This window comes from Pseudomonas fluorescens, from assembly GCF_902497995.1.
In the GTDB taxonomy this organism is placed as follows: Bacteria; Pseudomonadota; Gammaproteobacteria; order Pseudomonadales; family Pseudomonadaceae; genus Aquipseudomonas; species Aquipseudomonas fluorescens_BK.
Genome location: NZ_CABVII010000003.1, coordinates 22,035 through 43,898 on the forward strand (window position 1 = coordinate 22,035; position 21,864 = coordinate 43,898).

The window sequence follows — 21,864 nt, forward strand, 5'->3', positions numbered from 1 at the left end:
CCGTGATCCAGTTTTTACTTAACCAGGAACTCCGTAGCGAGCACGCCCTGGACCCGAACCTGACCGTGCTCAATTATCTGCGCGACCATGTGGGCAAACCCGGCACCAAAGAAGGCTGCGCCAGCGGCGACTGTGGCGCGTGCACCGTGGTGGTTGGCGAACTCCAGACCGAAGACGACGGCCGCGAACACATTCGCTACCGCAGCCTCAACTCGTGCCTGACCTTTGTTTCGTCGTTGCATGGCAAACAACTGATCAGCGTTGAAGACCTCAAGCACAAGGGCGAACTGCACAGCGTGCAGAAAGCCATGGTCGAGTGCCACGGCTCGCAATGCGGCTTCTGCACCCCGGGCTTCGTGATGTCGCTGTTCGCCCTGCAAAAGAACAGCGATCAACCGGACGCCCATAAAGCTCACGAAGCCCTGGCCGGCAACCTCTGCCGCTGCACCGGCTATCGACCGATCCTGGCCGCTGCCGAACAGTCCTGCTGCGCCAAGCAACCGGACCAGTTCGATGTGCGTGAAGCCGATACCATTGCCCGTCTGAAAGCCATCGCCCCCACCAACATCGGCGAACTCAACAGTGGCGACAAGCGCTGCCTGGTGCCGCTGACCGTGGCCGACCTGGCTGACCTCTACGACGCTTATCCACAAGCGCGCCTGCTGGCCGGCGGTACGGATCTGGCGCTGGAAGTCACGCAGTTCCATCGCACCCTGCCGGTGATGATCTACGTCGGCAACGTCACCGAGATGAAGCGCATCGAGGTGTTCGACGATCGCCTGGAAATCGGTGCCGCCACCGCCCTCTCCGATTGCTACGAGGCCTTGAAGGCCGAATACCCGGACTTCGGCGAACTGTTGCAGCGTTTCGCGTCCTTGCAGATCCGCAACCAGGGCACCCTCGGCGGCAACATCGGCAACGCCTCGCCCATCGGTGATTCACCACCGCTGCTGATCGCCCTGGGTGCGCAGATCGTACTGTGCAAAGGCGAAACCCGCCGCACCATGGCCCTGGAAGATTACTTCATCGATTACCGGGTCACCGCGCGCCAGGAGAGCGAGTTCATCGAGAAGATCGTCGTGCCCCGTGCCAGTGCCGAACAATTGTTCCGTGCCTACAAAGTGTCCAAGCGTCTGGACGATGACATTTCCGCGGTCTGCGCCGCGTTCAATCTGCGCATCGACAACGGTGTGATTGCCGACGCCCGCGTGGCGTTTGGCGGCATGGCGGCCATCCCCAAACGCGCCAAGCACTGTGAAGCCGTGCTGCTGGGCGCCACCTGGAACAACGATACCGTCGAGCGGGCCTGCGCCGCACTGGCCGAGGATTTCACACCGCTCTCGGACTTCCGCGCCAGCAAGGAATATCGCCTGCTCAGCGCGCAGAACCTGCTGCGCAAATACTTCATCGAACTGCAAACACCGCACATCGAGACTCGGGTGACCGCTTATGTCTAATCATCACGCCGTAGAGAAGACCCAGGCCGAACTGGCTGAACTGTTCGCCAAGGACCTGACCACCGGTGTCGGCCGCAGCGTCAAGCACGACAGCGCCGCCAAGCATGTGTCCGGCGAAGCGCAGTACATCGACGACCGGCTGGAATTCCCGAACCAACTGCACGTTTATGCACGGCTGTCGGACCGCGCCCACGCGAAAATCATCAGCATCGACACCCAGCCGTGCTACGCCTTCGAAGGCGTGCGCATCGCCATCACCCACGAAGACGTGCCGGGCCTGAAAGACATCGGCCCCTTGCTGCCTGGCGACCCGCTGCTGGCCATCGATGACGTGCAGTTCGTCGGCCAACCGGTGCTCGCCGTCGCGGCGAAAGACCTGGAAACCGCGCGTAAGGCGGCCATGGCCGCGATCATCGAATACGAAGATCTCGAGCCGGTACTGGACGTGGTCGAAGCCCTGCGCAAACGCCACTTCGTGCTCGACAGTCACACCCATCAGCGGGGCGATTCGGCATCGGCACTGGCTAGCGCAGAGCATCGCATTCAAGGCACGCTGCACATCGGCGGCCAGGAACATTTCTACCTCGAAACCCAGATCTCTTCGGTGATGCCGACCGAAGACGGCGGGATGATCGTCTACTGTTCGACCCAGAACCCCACCGAAGTGCAGAAACTGGTGGCCGAGGTGCTGGACGTGTCAATGAACAAGATCGTCGTCGACATGCGTCGCATGGGCGGCGGTTTCGGCGGCAAGGAAACCCAGGCGGCCAGCCCGGCATGCTTGTGCGCAGTGATCGCGCACCTCACCGGCCAGCCGACCAAGATGCGCCTGCCGCGGGTCGAAGACATGCTGATGACCGGCAAGCGTCACCCGTTCTACGTCGAGTACGACGTCGGCTTCGACAGCACCGGTCGCCTGCACGGCATCGCCCTGGAATTGGCCGGCAACTGCGGTTGCTCGCCCGATTTGTCGGCGTCGATCGTCGACCGTGCGATGTTCCACGCCGACAACTCGTACTACCTGGGCGATGCCACCATCAACGGCCACCGCTGCAAGACCAACACCGCGTCGAACACCGCTTACCGTGGTTTCGGCGGCCCGCAAGGCATGGTCGCCATCGAAGAAGTGATGGACGCGATTGCCCGCCACCTGGCCCTGGATCCGCTGGCGGTGCGCAAGGCCAACTACTACGGCAAGACCGAGCGTAACGTCACTCACTACTACCAGACCGTCGAGCACAACATGCTCGAGGAAATGACCGCCGAACTGGAACAAAGCAGCCAGTACGCCGAGCGCCGCGAAGCGATCCGTCGCTACAACGCCAACAGCCCGATCCTGAAAAAAGGCCTGGCGCTGACCCCGGTGAAATTCGGTATTTCCTTTACCGCCAGCTTCCTTAACCAGGCAGGTGCCTTGATCCACGTCTACACCGACGGCAGTATCCACCTGAACCATGGCGGCACGGAAATGGGCCAGGGTCTCAACACCAAGGTCGCGCAGGTGGTGGCCGAAGTGTTCCAGGTGGAAATGGACCGCGTGCAGATCACCGCGACCAACACCGACAAGGTGCCGAACACCTCGCCGACCGCCGCTTCCAGTGGGGCCGACCTCAACGGCAAAGCCGCACAGAACGCCGCTGAAATCATCAAGAAGCGCCTGGTCGAATTTGCCGCGCGGCACTACAAGGTCAGCGAAGAAGACGTGGAATTCCACAACGGTCATGTGCGGGTTCGCGATCACATCCTGACCTTCGAATCGCTGATCCAGCAGGCGTATTTCGCTCAGGTTTCGCTGTCGAGCACCGGGTTCTACAAGACCCCGAAAATCTACTACGACCGCAGTCAGGCCCGTGGTCGGCCGTTCTACTACTACGCCTTTGGCGCGGCCTGTTGCGAGGTGATCGTCGACACCCTGACCGGCGAGTACAAGATGCTGCGCACCGACATCCTCCACGACGTCGGCGACTCGCTGAACCCGGCCATCGACATCGGCCAGGTCGAGGGTGGTTTCATCCAGGGCATGGGCTGGCTGACCATGGAAGAGCTGGTCTGGAATGCCAAGGGCAAACTGATGACCAACGGCCCGGCGAGCTACAAGATTCCGGCGGTGGCGGACATGCCGCTGGACCTGCGAGTGAAGCTGGTGGAAAACCGCAAGAACCCGGAAGACACGGTGTTTCATTCCAAGGCGGTGGGTGAGCCGCCGTTCATGCTCGGCATTGCGTCGTGGTGTGCGATCAAGGATGCGGTGGCGAGTCTGGGCGACTACAGGCATCAGCCGAAAATCGATGCGCCGGCGACGCCGGAGCGGGTGTTGTGGGGGTGTGAGCAGATGCGGCAGTTGACGGTGGCAAAGGCTGTCGAGGCCGAAACCGAGCTGGCTTCACTTTAAGACCGAGGTGCGGCCTTCGCGGGCAAGCTTCGCTCCTACAGGTTGGCGGTGATCTCCCGACCACCATCAATCCCGTAGGAGCGAGGCTTGCCCGCGAAGAGACCCGAACAGACAACAATGTTGTAGGGGTGAAAACATGTACAACTGGATCGACGCCCTCGCCGACCTGCAATCCCGGGGTGAACCCTGCGTGCTGGTGACCATCATCGAAGAGCTCGGCTCGACGCCGCGCAATGCCGGCTCGAAGATGGTCATCAGCGCCAGCCAGACCTTCGACACCATCGGTGGCGGGCATCTGGAATACAAGGCCATGCAGATCGGCCGCGAGATGCTTGCCAGCGGCAAGCAAGACACCCATCTGGAACGCTTCAGCCTCGGCGCCGGCCTCGGCCAGTGCTGTGGCGGCGTGACCGTGTTGCTGTTCGAGCCGATGGGCCAGGTCCAGGCACAGATCGCCGTGTTCGGTGCCGGTCATGTCGGTCGGGCGCTGGTGCCGTTGCTCGCCAGCCTGCCCTGCCGGGTGCGCTGGATCGACTCGCGGGAAACGGAATTCCCGGAACAGATGCCCCACGGCGTGCGCAAGATTGTCAGCGAAGAACCGGTAGACGAAGTAGACGACCTGCCCGCCGGCAGCTACTGCATCGTCATGACCCACAACCACCAGCTCGACCTTGAACTCACCGCCGCCATCCTCAAGCGCAACGACTTCGCCTACTTCGGCCTGATCGGTTCGAATACCAAGCGGGTGAAGTTCGAACACCGCCTGCGCGACCGAGGCTTCGACAGCGCCGTGCTGCAACGCATGCGCTGCCCCATGGGCATCGGCGAAGTCAAAGGCAAGTTGCCTGTGGAAATCGCCATCTCCATCGCCGGCGAAATCATCGCCACCTATAACGCCGATTTCGGTCAGCACACTGCCAGCGCCGGATCCTCGATTGCCAAACTGCTGCCTGCTTCACGCCGCAGCCACGCTTCGAACTAAAAAGCCACGAACTGAGAACGACAATGCCTCTGACTCGCAAAGCCTACCGCGCCGCCATCCTGCACAGCATCGCCGACCCCGCCGTAGTGGGCATCGAAGCCTCGTACGAGTATTTCGAAGACGGCTTGCTGGTGGTCGACAACGGCAAAATCAGTGCCCTTGGTCACGCCAGTGAACTGCTGCCCTCCCTGCCGGCCGATATCGAAATCACCCATTACCAGGACGCGCTGATTACCCCCGGCTTCATCGACACCCACATCCACCTGCCGCAAACCGGCATGGTCGGTGCTTACGGCGAGCAATTGCTGGACTGGCTCAACACTTACACCTTCCCCTGCGAAAGCCAGTTCGCCGACAAGGCCCACGCCGATGAAGTCGCCGACATTTTCATCAAGGAACTACTGCGTAACGGCACCACCACCGCGCTGGTCTTCGGCAGCGTGCATCCGCAGTCGGTGAACTCGTTCTTCGAGGCCGCCGAACAGCTGGACCTGCGGATGATCGCCGGCAAGGTGATGATGGATCGCAACGCACCGGACTACCTGACCGACACCGCCGAATCCAGCTATGTGCAAAGCAAGGCGCTGATCGAACGCTGGCACGGTAAGGGTCGCCTGCACTACGCCGTCACCCCGCGCTTCGCTCCGACCAGCACCCCGGAACAGCTTACCCTCGCTGGGCAGTTGCTCAGCGAATTCCCGGATCTGTACATGCAGACCCACATCAGCGAAAACCTCAAGGAAATCGAATGGGTCAAGGAACTGTTCCCGGAGCGTAAAGGCTACCTGGACGTTTACGATCACTACCAGTTGTTGGGTGAGCGTTCAGTGTTCGCCCATGGCGTGCACCTGTGCGACGACGAGTGCGCCCGGCTGGCGGAAACCGGCTCGGCCATCGCCTTCTGCCCGACCTCGAACTTCTTCCTCGGCAGTGGCCTGTTCAACCTGCCAATGGCCGAGAAGCACAAGCTGAATGTCGGGCTGGGTACGGACGTCGGCGGCGGCACCAGTTTCTCGCTGCTGCAAACGTTGAACGAAGCGTACAAGGTCATGCAGCTGCAAGGGGCGCGACTGAGCCCGTTCAAATCGCTGTACCTGGCAACCCTCGGCGGCGCGCGTGCGCTGCGCCTGGAAGACAAGATCGGCACCCTCCAACCGGGCACCGACGCCGACTTCCTGGTGCTGGACTACAACGCCACGCCGTTGCTGAGCTATCGCTTGAAGCAGGCCAATAACATTGCCGAGACCTTGTTTGTGTTGATGACGCTGGGGGATGACCGGACTGTTCTGCAGACTTATGCGGCGGGGAATCAGGTGCATCAGCGGTAGGTTATTCCGGGCATAAAAAATCCCCCGCGATTGTGGTTGCGGGGGATTTCTCTGTGTCTTTGAAGCCGCCTTCGCGAGCAAGCCCGCTCCCACATTAGATCGATGTCGTACACACATGCTGTGATCGAAATAAATCGAATGTGGGAGCGGGCTTGCTCGCGAAGGGTGCGACTCGGTCTAACTTAGAGCTTGGCGAAGGCCGCGACTCGGTCTGACTTAGAACTTGGCCAACGGCCGCCCCGGCTTCCTGGTCTGCAACAAATGCGAGAACACCGCATGCAGGTCATCCGACGCACTTTCCTCGTCAAGGTTGAGCTTGCTGTCGATGTGATTCATGTGATGCATCATCAAATCCACCGCCAGCTCAGCGTTGCGCGCTTCGATGGCATCGATCAGCTGGGTGTGTTCGTCGTAGGAACAGTGGGAACGGTTGCCGTTTTCATACTGGGCGATGATCAGCGAAGTCTGCGACACCAGGCTGCGCTGGAAGCTGATCAGTGGGGCATTCTTCGCCGCTTCGGCCAACTTCAGATGGAACTCGCCCGACAAACGGATACCGGCACCCCGATCGCCACGGGAGAAGCTGTCACGCTCGTCGTCGACCATCTGTCGCAATTCGGCAATCTGCTCGGCAGTGGCGTGCTGCACGGCCAGTTCAGTGATCGCCCGCTCCACCAGACGCCGGGCCAGGAACACCTGGCGGGCTTCTTCCACACTCGGGCTGGCGACGACTGCGCCGCGGTTCGGACGCAGCAGCACGACGCTTTCATGGGCCAGGCGCGACAGCGCACGGCGAATGATGGTGCGACTGACCCCGAAAATTTCCCCCAGCGCTTCTTCGCTCAACTTGGTGCCGGGCGCCAGACGCTGTTCGAGGATCGCCTCGAAGATATGCGCATAGACAATATCGTCCTGGGTACCGCTGCGGCCGGCTTTGCCTGCGCGCGGTTGTTTCTTTAGGGGCTGCAACTGTTCGTTCATGGGCACTCGAATCGGGAGAACGGCGGCGAATTGACCGTGACTGTAATACGGCACAGTGGGTCACTGGCAAGTATCGCGTAAAAAACACTGCGATTGTACACAATGACGGGTGGCAACACGACTGTACGGCTGTTTGTCGCCGCGGCTGTATTGCAACGGTCCATTAGGTTTGAGTTTAGGCTTTAACCCAGAATCCGCAGCTGCGATCTCCTGTAGGAGCGAGGCTTGCCCGCGAAGGCGTGGTGTCAATCAACATTGATGTCGACTGACACCACGCCTTCGCGGGCAAGCCTCGCTCCTACAGGATTCAGTGCGCTACGGATATTTTCGTACGTATAAGGAACACCGCTGTCATGACCGACGCCACGCACACGCAGCTCCGCCCTCTGGCCGACACCTCGCCCTCGGCCATCGTCGCCGGCTTCATCGCGATGATGACCGGCTACACCAGCTCCCTGGTGCTGATGTTCCAGGCCGGGCAAGCGGCGGGCCTGACCAGCGGGCAGATTTCATCGTGGATCTGGGCGATCTCGATCGGCATGGCGGTGTGCTCGATCGGCCTGTCGTTGCGTTATCGCACGCCCATTACCATCGCCTGGTCGACCCCCGGCGCAGCCTTGCTGATCACCAGCCTGGGCGGCGTGAGCTACGGCGAAGCCATCGGCGCCTACATTACTTGCGCGGTGCTGGTGACGGCCTGTGGTTTGACCGGCAGCTTCGAGCGTCTGGTGAAAAAGATTCCGGCCTCATTGGCCGCGGCCTTGCTGGCAGGGATTCTGTTCAAGATCGGCAGTGAAATCTTTGTCGCCGCGCAACATCGCACCGCGCTGGTGCTGGGGATGTTCTTCACTTATCTGCTGGTCAAGCGCTTGTCCCCGCGTTATGCGGTGCTGGCGGCATTGCTGATCGGCACGGCGCTGTCGGGCTTGATGGGGTTGCTGGATTTCAGCGGTTTCCATCTGGAACTGGCGACGCCGGTCTGGACTACCCCGCACTTCTCCCTGGCCGCGACCATCAGCATCGGCATTCCGCTGTTCGTGGTGGCGATGACGTCGCAGAACATGCCGGGCATCGCCGTGTTGCGCGCCGACGGTTACACCGTGCCGGCCTCGCCACTGATCACCACCACCGGCATCGCCTCATTATTATTGGCACCCTTCGGTTCCCACGGGATCAACCTGGCGGCCATCAGCGCGGCGATCTGCACCGGGCCCCATGCCCATGAGGATCGCCACAAGCGCTACACGGCAGCCGTCTGGTGCGGGATTTTCTACGGGATCGCCGGGGTGTTCGGCGCAACGTTGGCGGCCCTGTTTGCCGCATTGCCTAAAGAGTTGGTGCTGTCGATCGCCGCGCTGGCGCTGTTCGGCTCGATCATCAATGGCTTGAGCATTGCCATGAACGAAGTGAAGGAGCGTGAAGCGGCGCTGATCACCTTCATGGTCACGGCGTCGGGGTTGACGCTGTTTTCCATCGGTTCGGCGTTCTGGGGGATTGTGGCGGGGGTGTTGACGCTGGTTATCTTGAATTGGCGTAGAACGTGACTTTGTAGGAGCGAGCGGGCGGCGATCCGACTTGCCCGCGAAGGCGTCGCGTCAGTCGATATCAATGTTGAATGACACGACGCCTTCGCGGGCAAGCCTCGCTCCTACAAAAAAAAAGCATAAAAAAACGGCGACCCGAGGGTCGCCGTTTTTTATGACATCAAGCTACCGGATTGATCGGCTTTTCCGGGTACCAGACGTCGATCAGCGGGCTGACGGTCGCTTCCGTCAATTCGCTGCGGCCCTTGAGCCAGGCTTCAACAGCGGCACGCTGCTCTTCGGAAACCGAGCCACGCTTCTGCAGGCAAACCAGACCGAAGTCGTCGCCGCCAACATAGCCCAGACCGTTGGCTTCCATGGCTTCTTTGAGGAATGCATCGAGGAAAGCATCAATGGCTTCATCAGCCAAATCTTCTTTGAAATCCAGGTTCAGCTCGAAACCCAGCTCTTGAAATTCATCGACGCACAGTTTTTTGCGCAGACGCTGGGAACGGTTAGTCGCCATTGGAACAATCCTCATAAGTAATAACGGGCGGCACTTTAGCAGTTTAAGACGCCGATTGCCCGTCTCTCGGCGCCGCCACGCCTACCGTCGGTAAAAAATAGCGGGTTTGGAGGCCAGGGCACGGCGCAAGCCGCTACACCTTGGGGCATAATGCCGACACTTTCATGACCACTGAGGGAATTCATCTTCATGCCCTCGTCTTTTTCCCCTCGGCTGTAGGGTTTTATTGCACATGATCAAGTCTTTGCGCCCATTGTTGCTGGCCGGTTTACTGTTTCCCCTGGCCTTCTCCGTCTCCGCCGCTGCGATCAATACCGCTCTGTCACCCAATGTCGAAAAGGCCATCAAGGCCAGCAAAATGCCGAATACCGCCCTGTCGCTGGTGATGATCCCGCTCAACGGCCCTGGCACCCCGACCATTTACAACGCTGACGTCTCGGTCAATCCGGCCTCGACCATGAAGCTGGTCACCACTTACGCGGCCCTGGAAATGCTCGGCCCGAATCACCAGTGGAAAACCGAGTTCTACACCGACGGTACCCTCAGCGGCGGCATTCTCAACGGCAACCTCTACCTCAAGGGTGGCGGCGACCCCAAGCTGAACATGGAAAAACTCTGGCTGCTGATGCGCGACCTGCGTGCCAACGGTGTAACGCAGATCACCGGCGATCTGGTGCTGGACCGCAACTTCTTCATGCAACCGCAACTGCCCGAGTTCAACGACGACGGCAATGACGACAACAAACCGTTCCTGGTCAAACCCGACTCGCTGCTGGTCAACCTCAAGGCCCTGCGTTTTGTCGCGCGCAATGACAACGGCCGGGTGCTGGTGTCGGTGGAACCGCCGATCGCCAGCATTCGTATCGAAAACCAGGTCAAGGCCGTCAATTCCAAGCAATGCACCGGGGGCGTACGGTACAACCCCGTCACCCAGGCCGACGGCAGCGTGACCGTGACCGTCGGCGGCCAGCTGGGCGACGGCTGCAGTTCCCAGACTTACCTGTCGCTGCTCGACCACGCGACCTACACCGCGGGTGCGGTGCGGGCGATCTGGAAGGAATTGGGCGGCAGCATTCAGGGCAAGGATGTGCTGGCGCCAACGCCGAAAAACGCCAAGGTCCTGGCCCGCGCCTTCTCGCCGGACCTGGCGGAAATCATCCGCGACATCAACAAATACAGTAACAACACCATGGCCCAGCAGCTGTTTCTGAGCCTGGGCCAGAAATTCCGCACTGACGCCGACGGTGACGACGCCAAGGCTGCTCAACGTGTCGTGCGTCAGTGGCTGGCGAGAAAAGGCATCACCGCGCCGCACCTGGTGATGGAGAACGGTTCCGGCCTGTCCCGTGCCGAACGAGTCAGTGCCCGGGAAATGGCCGGCATGCTGCAAGCGGCCTGGAGAAGCCCGTATTCGGCCGAGTTCATCAGCTCGATGCCGATTGCCGGCACCGACGGCACCATGCGCAAACGCCTGAAGACCACCGCCATGCGCGGCGAAGCCCACGTCAAGACCGGCACCCTGAATACCGTTCGGGCGATTGCCGGCTACAGCCGCGACATCAATGGCAATACCTGGGCGGTGGTGGCGATCCTCAACGACAAGGCACCGTTTGGCGCATCCTCGGTGCTGGATCAGGTGCTGCTGGACCTGTATCGCCAGCCGAAACTGCCGGAAACGGCTTCGGTGTTGTAACCCGATTTCAAGAACACAGAGATCAACTGTAGGAGCGAGGCTTGCCCGCGAAGGCGTCGCTCCATCCAACATTGATGTTGACTGACACTACGCCTTCGCGGGCAAGCCTCGCTCCTACAGTTGATCGCGTACAGCCAGCTCGTTAATCCATCTCGCTTTCAACCCGATCCCGCCCCGCCTGTTTCGCCGCATAAACCCCGGAATCGGCCCGCAGCAGCAGCCCATCCGCCCCCTCCCCGACCCGCCAACTGGCAATGCCGAAACTCGCGGTGACGATCCCGACGTCGTCGATCGGTGAACCGCGCAACCCTTGCCACAACTCCAACGCCAACACCCGGGCCTTATCGCCGTCGATATCCGGGCAAAGCACCATGAACTCCTCGCCCCCCAGGCGACAAAATACATCGGTGCGACGCAACCGATGGCCGATGCGCTCGCACACTGCCTGCAACACTCGATCGCCCACCGCGTGGCCATGCTGGTCATTGATGCGCTTGAAGTGGTCGATGTCGAGCATGATCACCGACAACTTGCCGCCACCGCGCTCGACCCGGGCCATTTCGGTGGTCAGGCGCTCCTGGAAATAGCGGCGGTTGTGGATCCCGGTCAGGGAGTCCGTGACCGACAGCGCCCGCAGCTCTTCCTCGACCCGTTTCATGTCGGAAATGTCAGAGATGTAGCCGTGCCAGAGCACGCCGCCGCCGGGCAGTTCCTCCGGGGTCGCCTCGCCCCGGACCCAGCGCAGGCCGCGCACGGGCAACTGCACGCGGTATTCTTCGCGCCACGGGCTGAGGGTGTCTGCCGAGGCCCGGATCGAGGCGCGGACCCGGGCCGTGTCCTGGGGATGAATCCGGGTGAACATCGTTTCGGCATCGAGCAACAACACCTCGGGTTCCAACTCATAGATCTCACGGATACCGTCGCTGGCGTAAATCACACTGAAGCGCCCGTCGAACTCCATCTTGAATTGGTAGATGCCTCCGGGCACATGGGCGCTGAGCTTCTTCAGCAACAGATCCCGGGCCGCCAGGGCCTCGTGGACCCGCTTGCGCTCAGTGATGTCGATACAGATCGCCAAGTGGCCGACCCACAGGCCTTGCTCGTCGAGTACCGGGGTTGCCAGCATGTTCACCGCCAGATGGCTGCCATCGCTGCGCAGCAGCGTCCACTCCCGCGCTTCGTGACCGCCCTCTTCGCCACCCTCGACCAACATCGCCTGGCAGGTCGGAATCGGCTTGCCATAACGCGCGCTCAACTCCGCCGAACGCGCCACGAGCTCTCGGGGCAGGTGCAGGTTTTCCAGGGTCATATGGCCCACCGCTTGCGCGCTGGTGTAGCCGAGCATTTGCTCCGCACCGGCGTTGAACGTGCTGATGATGCCCCGCAGGTCGGTGGCAATGATCGCCACCTGCGTCGCGGCATCCAGCACGCCGCGCAACTGGCCGTGGGTGCCGCGCAGCTCCCGTTCACGGGCGTGCAGCTCCTGGGTCCGCTGTTCGACCATTTTCAGCGCCCGCTGACGCTGACTGACCAGCACGTAAAGCAAGGCACTGAGCAACACACTGAGCAAACTGCCCAGCACCACCAGGCTGGTTACCGAAGAGTGGTTGGCCTGCAGGAAGGCCTCGCTGGACAGGATGTCGACTTGATAATCGCGGTCGGCCATTCGCAGCAACCGGGTCGCGGACAACTCACTGGTAGCAGGCGTATTGGAGGATTGGAAAAGCACTTCGTGCCGATCGTCGGTGGATAAATCGAGGATACGCACCGAGAGATAATCACGATCCGCCTCGGGCAACCCGTCCGCCAGCAACTGGCGCATGCTGATGACCGCCATCACATAGCCGTAAGGTTTGACTGCTGTCGCGCTCGGACTGTCGCGCGGCATCAGCGGTGCCACCAGCAGCACACCGAGCGCATAGGCCGGTTCGATATTGACCAGATGCAGCGGCTGCGAAACCGCCATGCCACCCAGCGCGTCCGCCCGCTCAAGCGTGGAGCGACGCAAGGGTTGGGCCAGCAAGTCGTAGCCCAGTGGCGAGCCGAGTGTGCTCTGGGTCTGACTGAAGAGTACCGGCACGTACTCATCCCGTTCGGCCGCCCGTTGCAGCTGACCGTCGGCAACAAGTTCACGGATGGTGAAATCAGGCAGCCCTTCTTCGCGCACCTGCCGCTCGAATTCCGGCCGTTCGGCACGGCTCACCCGTCGAGCGAACGAGTACGCCTGGGCTCTATGAAGCAAAGATTGGGTGTAACCGTCGAATTCCTCACGGGATACCGAGTCGGAATTGGCAAAGAACCGGCGCAGGCCATCGAGGCGCTGCTGCTGATTTTCAAAGCGTTCTTCGATACGGCTGTAACGTTCACTGGCCAGCAGCTGGAAACGTTGCCGCAATTGTTGGTGAAACAGATTCAGCGTCGCCCAGGCCAGCAATCCCGTGAGAATCCCGCCAACAAGCAATACCAGCAGCGCGACCAGCCAGGCCGAGACGTCTTCACTGATAAACCCCAGGATCTTCGGGCGCACGGCGTTCAACGACATAGACGCAACTCAAGACGCCAGGTGCGGGAAAGCCCATTGGCTACCTTGAGTTATAGCTATTAGCCACTAAATTCACCAGTCCTGTAGGAGCCAGCGGGCGGCGATCCGACTTGCCGGCGAACCAGGCGCCGCGGTGTAACGGTAATACCGCGTTATCGTTCTTCGCGGGCAAGCCTCGCTCCTACAGGCGAATCAGACGACGCGGTGTCTCTGTAATACCGCGTTATCGTTCTTCGCCTGTAGGAGCCAGGCTTGCCGGCGAACCAGGCGCCGCGGTGTAACGGTAATACCGCGTTATCGTTCTTCGCCTGTAGGAGCGAGGCTTGCCCGCGAACCAGACGCTGCGGTGTATCTGTTGCACCGCATTATCGTTCTTCGCCGGCAAGTCGGATCGCCGCCCGCTGGCTCCTACAGTTGTTCCAATCAATTCACTGTCAACGCGCCGTGATTTTCCACGCGCGGTGGATTTTGCCATTACGGGCGAAATCAGGATCGATAGTCTGGGCGGTAATATCCTCGACCGCGTAACGCTCGGTGAGGTTCTCCTCCAGGGTGAACTTGCGGAAGTTGTTGGAGAAGTACAACACCCCACCCGGTGCCAGCCGCGCCATGGCCAGGTCGATCAGCTGCACCTGGTCACGTTGCACATCGAAGATGCCTTCCATGCGCTTGGAGTTGGAGAAGGTCGGCGGGTCAATGAAGATCAGGTCGTACTCGTCACGGCAGGCGTCAAGCCAGGCCATCACGTCGCCCTGCTCCAACCGGTTCTTGTCGGAGAAGCCATTGAGCGACAGGTTGCGACGCGCCCAGTCCAGGTAGGTTTTCGACAAGTCGACGCTGGTGGTGCTGCGTGCACCGCCCTTGGCCGCATGGACGCTGGCGGTCGCGGTGTAGCAATACAGGTTGAGGAAGCGCTTGCCGGCCGCCTCTTTCTGGATTCGCATGCGCATCGGCCGATGGTCAAGGAACAGCCCGGTGTCGAGGTAGTCGGTGAGGTTGACCAGCAGCTTCACGCCGCCTTCGTTGACCTCGACGAACTTGCCCTGGGCGGCCTGGCGCTCATATTGCTTGGTGCCGCTCTGACGTTCGCGACGCTTGACCACCACGCGGCTCTTGTCGATGTTCAACGCCTGCGGAATGGCCGCGAGGGCGTCGAACATGCGCGCCGAGGCTTTTTCCGGATCGATGGATTTCGGTGCGGCGTATTCCTGGACGTGGACCCAATCCTGATACAGGTCGATGGCCATGGAGTATTCCGGCATGTCGGCGTCATACACGCGATAGCAGTCGATGCCTTCACGCTTGACCCACTTGCCCAGGGCCTTGAGGTTCTTTTGCAGGCGATTGGCGAACATCTGTCCGCCTTCGCTCAAGCGCGGTTGCTCGACCACCACCGGCGTCGGTTTGATCGGGTTGCCGTTCTTGTTGTACTTCTCGTACTTGCCCGGCACCACATCGTTGTCGGTGACTTCTACTTCGGCTTGAACTTGTTCACGCTCGAGCTGACGCTGTTCCGGGGTGCGCCGCTCGCCGGTGACGAACTGGTCCGGTGTGACCTTGATCAGCAACAATTTGCACGGCAAGGCGCCGTTCCAGAATGAATATTGTTTGTGGCTGCGAATGCCCATGCGTTTGCCCAGGTCAGGGGCGCCGGTGAATACCGCGGCTTCCCAGTTCAGGCAAGCCTGACGCAGACGTTCGCCGAGGTTCTGGTACAGGTAGAGCAAGCTCGCCTCGTCACCCAGACGTTCGCCGTACGGTGGGTTGCAGATCACCAGGCCTTTCTGGTTCTGGTCCGGACGCGGTTCGAAGGTACCGACTTCGCCCTGGTAGATCTTGATCCACTCGCTCAGGCCGGCGCGCTCGACGTTGTTGCGGCCCGGTTGAATCAGGCGCGGGTCGGCTTCGTAGCCACGAATCCACAGCGGTGGCCTGGCCAGGCCGGCAGCGGAACGCTCGGTGGCTTCTTCGTGAAGTTTTTTCCACAGCGCCGGCACGTGACCGAGCCAGGCGGTGAAGCCCCACTGCTCGCGACGCAGGTTCGGTGCCATGTCGGCAGCGATCATCGCCGCTTCCACGAGGAAGGTACCGACACCGCACATCGGGTCAGCCAGCGCGCCGCCTTCGGCTGCAATGCGTGGCCAGCCGGAACGGATCAGGATGGCGGCCGCGAGGTTTTCCTTCAGTGGCGCCGCACCTTGCTGCAGGCGATAACCGCGCTGATGCAGGCTGTGGCCGGACAGGTCGAGGGAGAGAATCGCTTCGCCGCGATCCAGGCGCAGGTGAATGCGCAGGTCCGGGTTGAGCTTGTCGATGGAGGGACGGTCGCCCTGCGGGGTACGCAGTTTGTCGACGATGGCGTCCTTGACCTTCAGGGCGCCGAAGTGGGTGTTGTCGATCCCCGAGCCGTGACCGCTGAACTCGACGGCCAGGGTGCCGTCATTGAGCATGTGGTCTTGCCACTCGATATCGAGCACACCGTGGTAGAGGTCTTCGGCATCCTTCATCGGGAAACGCTTGAGCACCAGCAGCACCCGGTTCGCCAGACGCGACCACAGGCACAGGCGATAAGCGGTTTCCATGGTTGCCATGCCGCGCACGGCAGAGGTGTGCTCACGCGCTTCTTCAAGGCCAAGCCCGACGGCTTCCTCGATAAGCAGGCCTTCAAGGCCTTTGGGGCAAGTGAGGAAGAGTTCGAAACGATCGGACATGGGAATTCCAGAACCTTTAGCTGAGTGGACCGGCAACGCATTGCCGGCCCGGTTTTCAATCAGGCGCTTTTCTAAAAGAGCGCCCGCGTGGCACGAAGGTGTGCCGTCCCACCCCTGCTGCTCCGGTCAAAAGAGCTTAGATGCACAGGTAGATAAAAAAGTTGTAGCAACAAAATGTCATAAATCGACCCTTCGTCGAATAATGCCCGCCAGAACGCGAGATATTCTCAGCAAAGGATCAACCCCCAGCATCTGGCGCAGGGCCAATCATACCGGGGTTTTACCAATTAACGGCGGACAAACATCGTGTTACTTATCGCCTTACCATCATTATCGTTACGTCCTTATGACAAAACGATCATTCCCTCGATGTGACGCATTGGTTAGAACTCAATACAGGTTGACGTCGCAACGGCGTCAACACCTTGGCTCGCGACGCCGGCAGCGAGCCCCAACGGCAGAAATTTTTTCTGCCAGACCTCAATTGAGGTCGACGCGATAAATACAGTCAACAAGTGAGGGCAACACCCTATGAGAAGACTTAAGCGTGATCCGTTGGAAAGAGCATTTTTGCGCGGATATCAATATGGCGTTGGTGGCAAATCCCGTGAGCTTTGCCCATTTACTCTACCGTCGGTACGCCAAGCCTGGATTAACGGCTGGCGAGAAGGACGCGGCGACAACTGGGACGGTATGACCGGCACTGCGGGAATCCACAAACTCAACGAACTTCACGCCGTCGGCTAACACAAGGCTTAACACTCCGACACGACAATCTGATTATGTAACGACTTACCACGCACGCCCCATCCGGGCGGCGGGCTTCGGCCCAAGGGCTCCCTCGAGGAGCCCTTTTTTATGCATCTCCTGTCACACACCTTCCCTGTAGGAGCCAGCGGGCGGCGTTCCGACTTGCCGGCGAAGAACGCTGACGCGGTACAACAGATACACCGCGGCGCCTGGTTCGCGGGCAAGCCTCGCTCCTACAGGCACCTTCGCCAGCAAGCCGGCTCCTACAAAGGTTCAGCGCAAGGCTGCTATTGCGTCGACGGACTCACGAATCAGCGCCGGGCCCTTATAGATGAAGCCGGAATAAAGCTGCACCAGGCTCGCCCCCGCCGCGATTTTCTCGGCCGCGTGCTTGCCTTCGGTGATGCCGCCCACGGCGATGATCGGCAAACGACCGGCCAGTTCCGCCGCCAGCACTGTCACCGTGTGGGTGCTTTTGTCGCGAACCGGTGCGCCGGACAGGCCGCCCGCCTCGTCACCGAACTCCATGCCTTCGACGCCGACACGGCTCAGGGTGGTGTTGGTGGCGATGACCGCGTCCATCCCGGTTTCGATCAATGCTTGCGCGACCTGAACGGTTTCTTCATCGGTCATGTCCGGCGCGATCTTGATCGCCAACGGGACGTGCTTACCGTGGCGCAAAGCCAGTTCCGCCCGACGCGTGGCCAGGTCGGCCAGCAACTGCTTGAGCGAGTCGCCGAACTGCAGGCTGCGCAGGCCCGGGGTGTTCGGCGAGCTGACGTTGACCGTGATGTAGCTGGCGTGAGCGTAGACCTTGTCCAGGCAGATCAGGTAATCGTCGACCGCACGCTCGACCGGGGTATCGAAGTTCTTGCCGATATTGATCCCCAGCACGCCCTTGTACTTGGCCGCTGCAACGCGGGCCAACAGGTGATCGACGCCGAGGTTGTTGAAACCCATGCGGTTGATGATCGCCTCGGCTTCCGGCAGACGGAAAATCCGTGGCTTCGGGTTGCCCGGTTGCGGACGCGGGGTAATGGTGCCTATTTCGACAAAGCCAAAACCCAGTTGGGCAAAACCGTCGATGGCCGCGCCGTTTTTGTCGAGACCGGCTGCCAGCCCCACCGGATTCGGGAAGTCCAGGCCCATGACGGTCACCGGCATTTTCGCCGGCGCCTTGCACAGCAAGCCGTTGAGGCCCAAACGCCCGCCCGCGCCGATCAGGTCCAGGGACAGATCGTGGGAGGTTTCCGGGGAAAGTTGGAACAACAGCTGACGGGCCAGGGTGTACATGGGCGGCTTTGACTCGATTGGCGGCGAAATGAGGCAGCGATTATAGCCGGGCATCGGGGGTGCAGGCGAGGCACGCAACAAAAACAGCCGTCACTGGCATATGCCTTGCACCGTCACTGCCATCAGCACCCATGCCAACGGCGGGATGGGTCGAAAGACAAAGGCGTCGTCATCTGGCCTTGCTCGGGCAAAGCCGGTACGGCGCTTTTTTATGGAAGGTGTTTACCCATGATTGAAATTCCAGCCACCCCCCTGGCCTGGGTCCACGGCAGCGATGCCCCGGAAAAGACCGAAATCAACCTCGGCTTCATGGCCCTGAGCGACTGCGCATCGGTGGTAGTCGCGGCCACCCAGGGTTTCGCCCAGCCCTACGGCCTGACCCTGAACCTCAAGCGCCAGTCGTCGTGGGCCAATCTGCGGGACAAACTGGTCAGCGGTGAACTCGACGCCGCTCACAGCCTGTACGGCTTGATTTATGCGGTTCACTTAGGGATAGGCGGCGTGGCGGCGACCGACATGGCCGTGTTGATGGGCCTGAACCAGAACGGCCAGAGCATCAACCTGTCCCATGGCTTGCAGGCCTTGGGCGTGACCAGTCCTGAAGCACTGGAGCGGCATGTGCACCAAAGTCGCCCAAAACTGACCTTTGCCCAAACGTTTCCAACCGGCACCCACGCCATGTGGCTGTATTACTGGCTGGCCAGCCAAGGCATCCATCCGTTGCACGACGTCGACAGCGTAGTGGTGCCGCCGCCGCAAATGGTCGCGCACCTGCAAGCGGGACGCATCGATGGTTTTTGCGTCGGCGAACCCTGGTCCGCCAGTGCGGTGAAGCACAATCTCGGTTTTACCATGGCGACCACCCAGACCCTCTGGCCCGATCACCCGGAAAAAGTCCTCGGCTGCACCCGCACCTTCGTCGAGCAATACCCCAACACCGCCCGGGCGCTGGTGATGGCGGTTCTGGAGGCCAGCCGCTTCATCGAAGCCAGCACCGAGAATCGCCGCAGCACCGCCCAACTGCTCAGCGCTGCGCAATACCTCGACGCGCCACTCGACTGCATCGAACCGCGCTTGCTCGGCGACTATGCCGATGGCCTCGGAAATCACTGGCAGGACCCGCACGCACTGCGCCTGCATGGCGCTGGCGAGGTCAACTTGCCTTATTTGTCCGATGGCATGTGGTTCATGACCCAGTTCCGCCGCTGGGGTCTGTTGCGCGACGATCCGGACTACCTCGCCGTGGCCCGGCAGGTGCAGCAACTAGACTTGTACCGAGAGGCCGCCACCGCAGTCGGTGTCGCCGCCGGGAGTCATGCGATGCGCAGCAGCCAGTTGATCGACGGCAAGGTCTGGGACGGTTCGGACCCTGCCGGCTATGCCCGCAGTTTCAAGCTGCATGCCATGAGCGACAGCTCACCCCTTTTCGCCAGCCGCTGACAGGAGACTGCAACTATGCTGCGAATCCTGCTGATCAACGACACCGCGAAGAAAGTCGGTCGCCTGAAAGCGGCCCTGACCGAAGCCGGGTTCGAGGTGATCGACGAATCCGGCCTGACCATCGACTTGCCCGCGCGCGTCGAAACGGTGCGTCCGGACGTGATCCTGATCGATACCGAGTCACCGAGCCGCGATGTCATGGAGCAAGTGGTGCTGGTGAGCCGCGACCAGCCGCGGCCGATCGTGATGTTTACCGACGAGCATGACCCTGACGTGATGCGCCAGGCGATCAAGTCCGGGGTCAGTGCCTACATCGTCGAAGGCATACACGCGCAACGCTTGCAGCCGATTCTCGATGTGGCCATGGCGCGCTTCGAAAGTGACCAGGCCTTGCGTGCGCAGCTGCAGGCCCGGGACCAGCAACTGGCCGAGCGCAAGCGCATCGAGCTGGCCAAGGGGCTGCTGATGAAGATGAAGGATTGCAACGAGGAACAGGCCTACACCCTGATGCGCCGCCAGGCCATGAGCCGTCAGCAGAAGCTGATTCAGGTGGCGGAGCAGATCATTGCCATGAGTGAGTTGCTGGGCTGAAGCCCTGCATTGCCTGTGGGGGCGCCTTCGCGGGCAAGCCTCGCTCCTACAGTTGATTTGTGTACGACGCAATTACCCTGTGGGAATTGCTTGGCTGAAGCCTGTGACGCCTGTCAAGGCGCCTTCGCGAGCAAGCCCGCTCCCACAGCTGATTTGTGTACGACACAACTCCCCTGTGGGAGCGGGCTTGCTCGCGAATGGCGGCGACTCGGTTTCACCTGTTGGCACAGATCTCGCTAGGTAATTACCACAGGTAACCAACGGCGGTTGCCCCACCTACGACAAAGACGTCGCTCACCCCCTTCGCTCCTGGCGAATCGGGTGGCGGCGTTTTTTTGTTTTGGCCCCATAGCCCGGGGCCGGTGGTGCGGCCGAATGCGGCGCCCCACTTGCAAGCTCATGACTCCTTCTCGAGACGACTAACAGCTGAGGTGCGCGATGAATTCAAGCTTCTGGAAATCCGGCCATACCCCGACACTGTTCGCGGCCTTTCTTTATTTCGACCTGAGCTTCATGGTCTGGTACCTGCTCGGCCCGCTGGCGGTGCAGATCGCCGCCGACCTGCAACTGACCACCCAGCAACGCGGGCTGGTGGTCGCCACGCCGATTCTGGCCGGGGCCCTCCTGCGCTTTGTGATGGGCCTGCTGGCTGACCGCCTGTCGCCCAAGACCGCCGGGCTGATCGGCCAGGTGATCGTCATCTGCGCCCTGTTCGTCGCCTGGAAACACGGGATTCACAGTTATGAACAAGCGCTGCTGCTGGGCCTGTTCCTCGGCATGGCCGGTGCGTCCTTCGCCGTAGCGCTGCCGCTGGCGTCGCAGTGGTACCCGCCGCAGCATCAAGGCAAAGCCATGGGCATCGCCGGCGCCGGCAACTCGGGCACTGTGCTCGCGGCCCTGATCGCACCCGTCCTGGCCGCCTCGTTTGGCTGGAGCAACGTGTTCGGCTTCGCCCTGATCCCGCTGATCCTGACTATCATCACCTTTGCCTGGCTGGCCAAAAACGCCCCTGAACGGCCGAAAGCCAAGTCCGTGTCCGATTATTTCAAGGCCTTGGGCGACCGCGACAGCTGGTGGTTCATGTTTTTCTACAGCGTGACCTTCGGCGGCTTCATCGGCCTGGCCAGCGCCCTGCCCGGCTACTTCAACGACCAATACGGCCTGAGCCCGGTGACCGCCGGTTATTACACCGCGGCCTGTGTGTTCGGTGGCAGCCTGATGCGTCCGTTGGGCGGCGCCCTGGCCGACCGTTTCGGCGGGATCCGCACACTGCTGGTGATGTACACCGTGGCAGCGACCTGCATTGCGGCAGTGGGCTTCAATCTGCCAAGTTCCTACGCGGCATTGGCCCTTTTCGTGTGCACCATGCTCGGTCTGGGTGCGGGCAACGGCGCGGTATTCCAGTTGGTTCCGCAGCGCTTTCGTCGGGAGATCGGCGTGATGACCGGTTTGATCGGCATGGCCGGCGGTATCGGTGGCTTCGCGCTGGCGGCCGGCATGGGTGCGATCAAGCAAAGTACCGGCAGTTATCAACTGGCGCTGTGGTTGTTCGCCAGCCTTGGGGTCCTTGCCTGGTTCGGCCTGCACGGTGTGAAACGTCGCTGGAGAACCACCTGGGGTTCGGCTGCCGTCACCGCTGCACGGGTGTGAGGGCT

15 protein-coding genes are annotated in these 21,864 nt (G+C 61.1%); 10 read left to right on the top strand and 5 right to left on the bottom strand.

Features of this window, described 5'->3' with window-relative positions:
* Positions 1 to 2: 2 nt before the first annotated feature.
* The 4 genes from xdhA (at position 3) to guaD (ending at position 6,159) form a co-directional block, all read left to right on the top strand.
* Positions 3 to 1,457, top strand: coding sequence for a xanthine dehydrogenase small subunit (gene xdhA / locus F8N80_RS03980; RefSeq protein WP_150745402.1), 1,455 nt, complete (start codon positions 3 to 5; stop codon positions 1,455 to 1,457).
* Positions 1,450 to 3,849, top strand: coding sequence for a xanthine dehydrogenase molybdopterin binding subunit (xdhB, locus tag F8N80_RS03985; protein ID WP_150783250.1), 2,400 nt, complete (start codon positions 1,450 to 1,452; stop codon positions 3,847 to 3,849). Before xdhA ends, xdhB begins: the two co-directional genes overlap by 8 nt.
* Positions 3,850 to 3,985: 136 nt before the next feature.
* Entirely contained in the window at positions 3,986 to 4,831 is an 846-nt protein-coding gene (gene xdhC / locus F8N80_RS03990; RefSeq protein ID WP_150783251.1) for a xanthine dehydrogenase accessory protein XdhC, read from the top strand.
* A 23-nt stretch (positions 4,832 to 4,854) separates the two neighbouring features.
* Positions 4,855 to 6,159, top strand: a complete 1,305-nt coding sequence (gene guaD / locus F8N80_RS03995) for a guanine deaminase (RefSeq protein ID WP_150745405.1) — start codon at positions 4,855 to 4,857, stop codon at positions 6,157 to 6,159.
* A gap of 216 nt (positions 6,160 to 6,375) precedes the next feature.
* On the opposite strand, the gene F8N80_RS04000 is transcribed toward guaD, so the two are convergent.
* Positions 6,376 to 7,140 carry a GntR family transcriptional regulator gene (locus F8N80_RS04000; protein ID WP_150745406.1) on the bottom strand — a complete coding sequence of 255 codons (765 nt, stop codon included), beginning with the start codon at positions 7,138 to 7,140 and terminating at the stop codon, positions 6,376 to 6,378.
* A 353-nt stretch (positions 7,141 to 7,493) separates the two neighbouring features.
* Here F8N80_RS04000 and F8N80_RS04005 point away from each other — a divergent pair, with 353 nt between their 5' ends.
* On the top strand, positions 7,494 to 8,684 hold the full coding sequence (locus tag F8N80_RS04005) for a benzoate/H(+) symporter BenE family transporter (protein WP_150745407.1): 1,191 nt from the start codon (positions 7,494 to 7,496) through the stop codon (positions 8,682 to 8,684).
* A gap of 160 nt (positions 8,685 to 8,844) precedes the next feature.
* On the opposite strand, the gene F8N80_RS04010 is transcribed toward F8N80_RS04005, so the two are convergent.
* Positions 8,845 to 9,189: a YggL family protein gene (locus tag F8N80_RS04010; RefSeq protein WP_007896965.1), complete on the bottom strand. Its 345-nt coding sequence runs from the start codon at positions 9,187 to 9,189 to the stop codon at positions 8,845 to 8,847.
* A 232-nt stretch (positions 9,190 to 9,421) separates the two neighbouring features.
* On the opposite strand from F8N80_RS04010, the gene dacB reads away from it, so the two are divergent.
* Positions 9,422 to 10,882: a D-alanyl-D-alanine carboxypeptidase/D-alanyl-D-alanine endopeptidase gene (dacB, locus tag F8N80_RS04015; protein ID WP_150745408.1), complete on the top strand. Its 1,461-nt coding sequence runs from the start codon at positions 9,422 to 9,424 to the stop codon at positions 10,880 to 10,882.
* A gap of 142 nt (positions 10,883 to 11,024) precedes the next feature.
* On the opposite strand, the gene F8N80_RS04020 is transcribed toward dacB, so the two are convergent.
* Complete coding sequence (locus F8N80_RS04020; protein ID WP_150783252.1) at positions 11,025 to 13,424, bottom strand: sensor domain-containing diguanylate cyclase; 2,400 nt, start codon at positions 13,422 to 13,424, stop codon at positions 11,025 to 11,027.
* 434 nt (positions 13,425 to 13,858) lie between these two features.
* Complete coding sequence (gene rlmKL, locus F8N80_RS04030; RefSeq protein ID WP_150745411.1) at positions 13,859 to 16,135, bottom strand: bifunctional 23S rRNA (guanine(2069)-N(7))-methyltransferase RlmK/23S rRNA (guanine(2445)-N(2))-methyltransferase RlmL; 2,277 nt, start codon at positions 16,133 to 16,135, stop codon at positions 13,859 to 13,861.
* Positions 16,136 to 16,666: 531 nt separating this feature from the next.
* Between rlmKL and rmf the strand changes: the two genes are divergently transcribed.
* The gene (gene rmf, locus F8N80_RS04035) at positions 16,667 to 16,882 is read left to right on the top strand and encodes a ribosome modulation factor (RefSeq protein WP_150745412.1); all 216 of its coding nucleotides are present in this window, start codon (positions 16,667 to 16,669) and stop codon (positions 16,880 to 16,882) included.
* 276 nt (positions 16,883 to 17,158) lie between these two features.
* On the opposite strand, the gene F8N80_RS04040 is transcribed toward rmf, so the two are convergent.
* Positions 17,159 to 18,178, bottom strand: a complete 1,020-nt coding sequence (locus tag F8N80_RS04040; protein ID WP_150745414.1) for a quinone-dependent dihydroorotate dehydrogenase — start codon at positions 18,176 to 18,178, stop codon at positions 17,159 to 17,161.
* A 228-nt stretch (positions 18,179 to 18,406) separates the two neighbouring features.
* On the opposite strand from F8N80_RS04040, the gene F8N80_RS04045 reads away from it, so the two are divergent.
* From F8N80_RS04045 to F8N80_RS04055, 3 genes are all read left to right on the top strand, one after another.
* The gene (locus F8N80_RS04045) at positions 18,407 to 19,618 is read left to right on the top strand and encodes a CmpA/NrtA family ABC transporter substrate-binding protein (RefSeq protein ID WP_150783254.1); all 1,212 of its coding nucleotides are present in this window, start codon (positions 18,407 to 18,409) and stop codon (positions 19,616 to 19,618) included.
* 15 nt (positions 19,619 to 19,633) lie between these two features.
* Entirely contained in the window at positions 19,634 to 20,209 is a 576-nt protein-coding gene (locus F8N80_RS04050) for an ANTAR domain-containing response regulator (RefSeq protein ID WP_150745416.1), read from the top strand.
* 438 nt (positions 20,210 to 20,647) lie between these two features.
* The gene (locus F8N80_RS04055; protein ID WP_150745417.1) at positions 20,648 to 21,859 is read left to right on the top strand and encodes a nitrate/nitrite transporter; all 1,212 of its coding nucleotides are present in this window, start codon (positions 20,648 to 20,650) and stop codon (positions 21,857 to 21,859) included.
* Positions 21,860 to 21,864 lie beyond the last annotated feature (5 nt).

Coding starts and splice junctions, on each gene's coding strand:
- xdhB (WP_150783250.1), top strand. CDS start 1,450: ATGTCTAATCATCACGCCGTAGAGAAGACCCAGGCCGAACTGGCTGAA.
- xdhC (WP_150783251.1), top strand. CDS start 3,986: ATGTACAACTGGATCGACGCCCTCGCCGACCTGCAATCCCGGGGTGAA.
- guaD (WP_150745405.1), top strand. CDS start 4,855: ATGCCTCTGACTCGCAAAGCCTACCGCGCCGCCATCCTGCACAGCATC.
- F8N80_RS04000 (WP_150745406.1), bottom strand. CDS start 7,140: ATGAACGAACAGTTGCAGCCCCTAAAGAAACAACCGCGCGCAGGCAAA.
- F8N80_RS04005 (WP_150745407.1), top strand. CDS start 7,494: ATGACCGACGCCACGCACACGCAGCTCCGCCCTCTGGCCGACACCTCG.
- F8N80_RS04010 (WP_007896965.1), bottom strand. CDS start 9,189: ATGGCGACTAACCGTTCCCAGCGTCTGCGCAAAAAACTGTGCGTCGAT.
- dacB (WP_150745408.1), top strand. CDS start 9,422: ATGATCAAGTCTTTGCGCCCATTGTTGCTGGCCGGTTTACTGTTTCCC.
- F8N80_RS04020 (WP_150783252.1), bottom strand. CDS start 13,424: ATGTCGTTGAACGCCGTGCGCCCGAAGATCCTGGGGTTTATCAGTGAA.
- rlmKL (WP_150745411.1), bottom strand. CDS start 16,135: ATGTCCGATCGTTTCGAACTCTTCCTCACTTGCCCCAAAGGCCTTGAA.
- rmf (WP_150745412.1), top strand. CDS start 16,667: ATGAGAAGACTTAAGCGTGATCCGTTGGAAAGAGCATTTTTGCGCGGA.
- F8N80_RS04040 (WP_150745414.1), bottom strand. CDS start 18,178: ATGTACACCCTGGCCCGTCAGCTGTTGTTCCAACTTTCCCCGGAAACC.
- F8N80_RS04045 (WP_150783254.1), top strand. CDS start 18,407: ATGATTGAAATTCCAGCCACCCCCCTGGCCTGGGTCCACGGCAGCGAT.
- F8N80_RS04050 (WP_150745416.1), top strand. CDS start 19,634: ATGCTGCGAATCCTGCTGATCAACGACACCGCGAAGAAAGTCGGTCGC.
- F8N80_RS04055 (WP_150745417.1), top strand. CDS start 20,648: ATGAATTCAAGCTTCTGGAAATCCGGCCATACCCCGACACTGTTCGCG.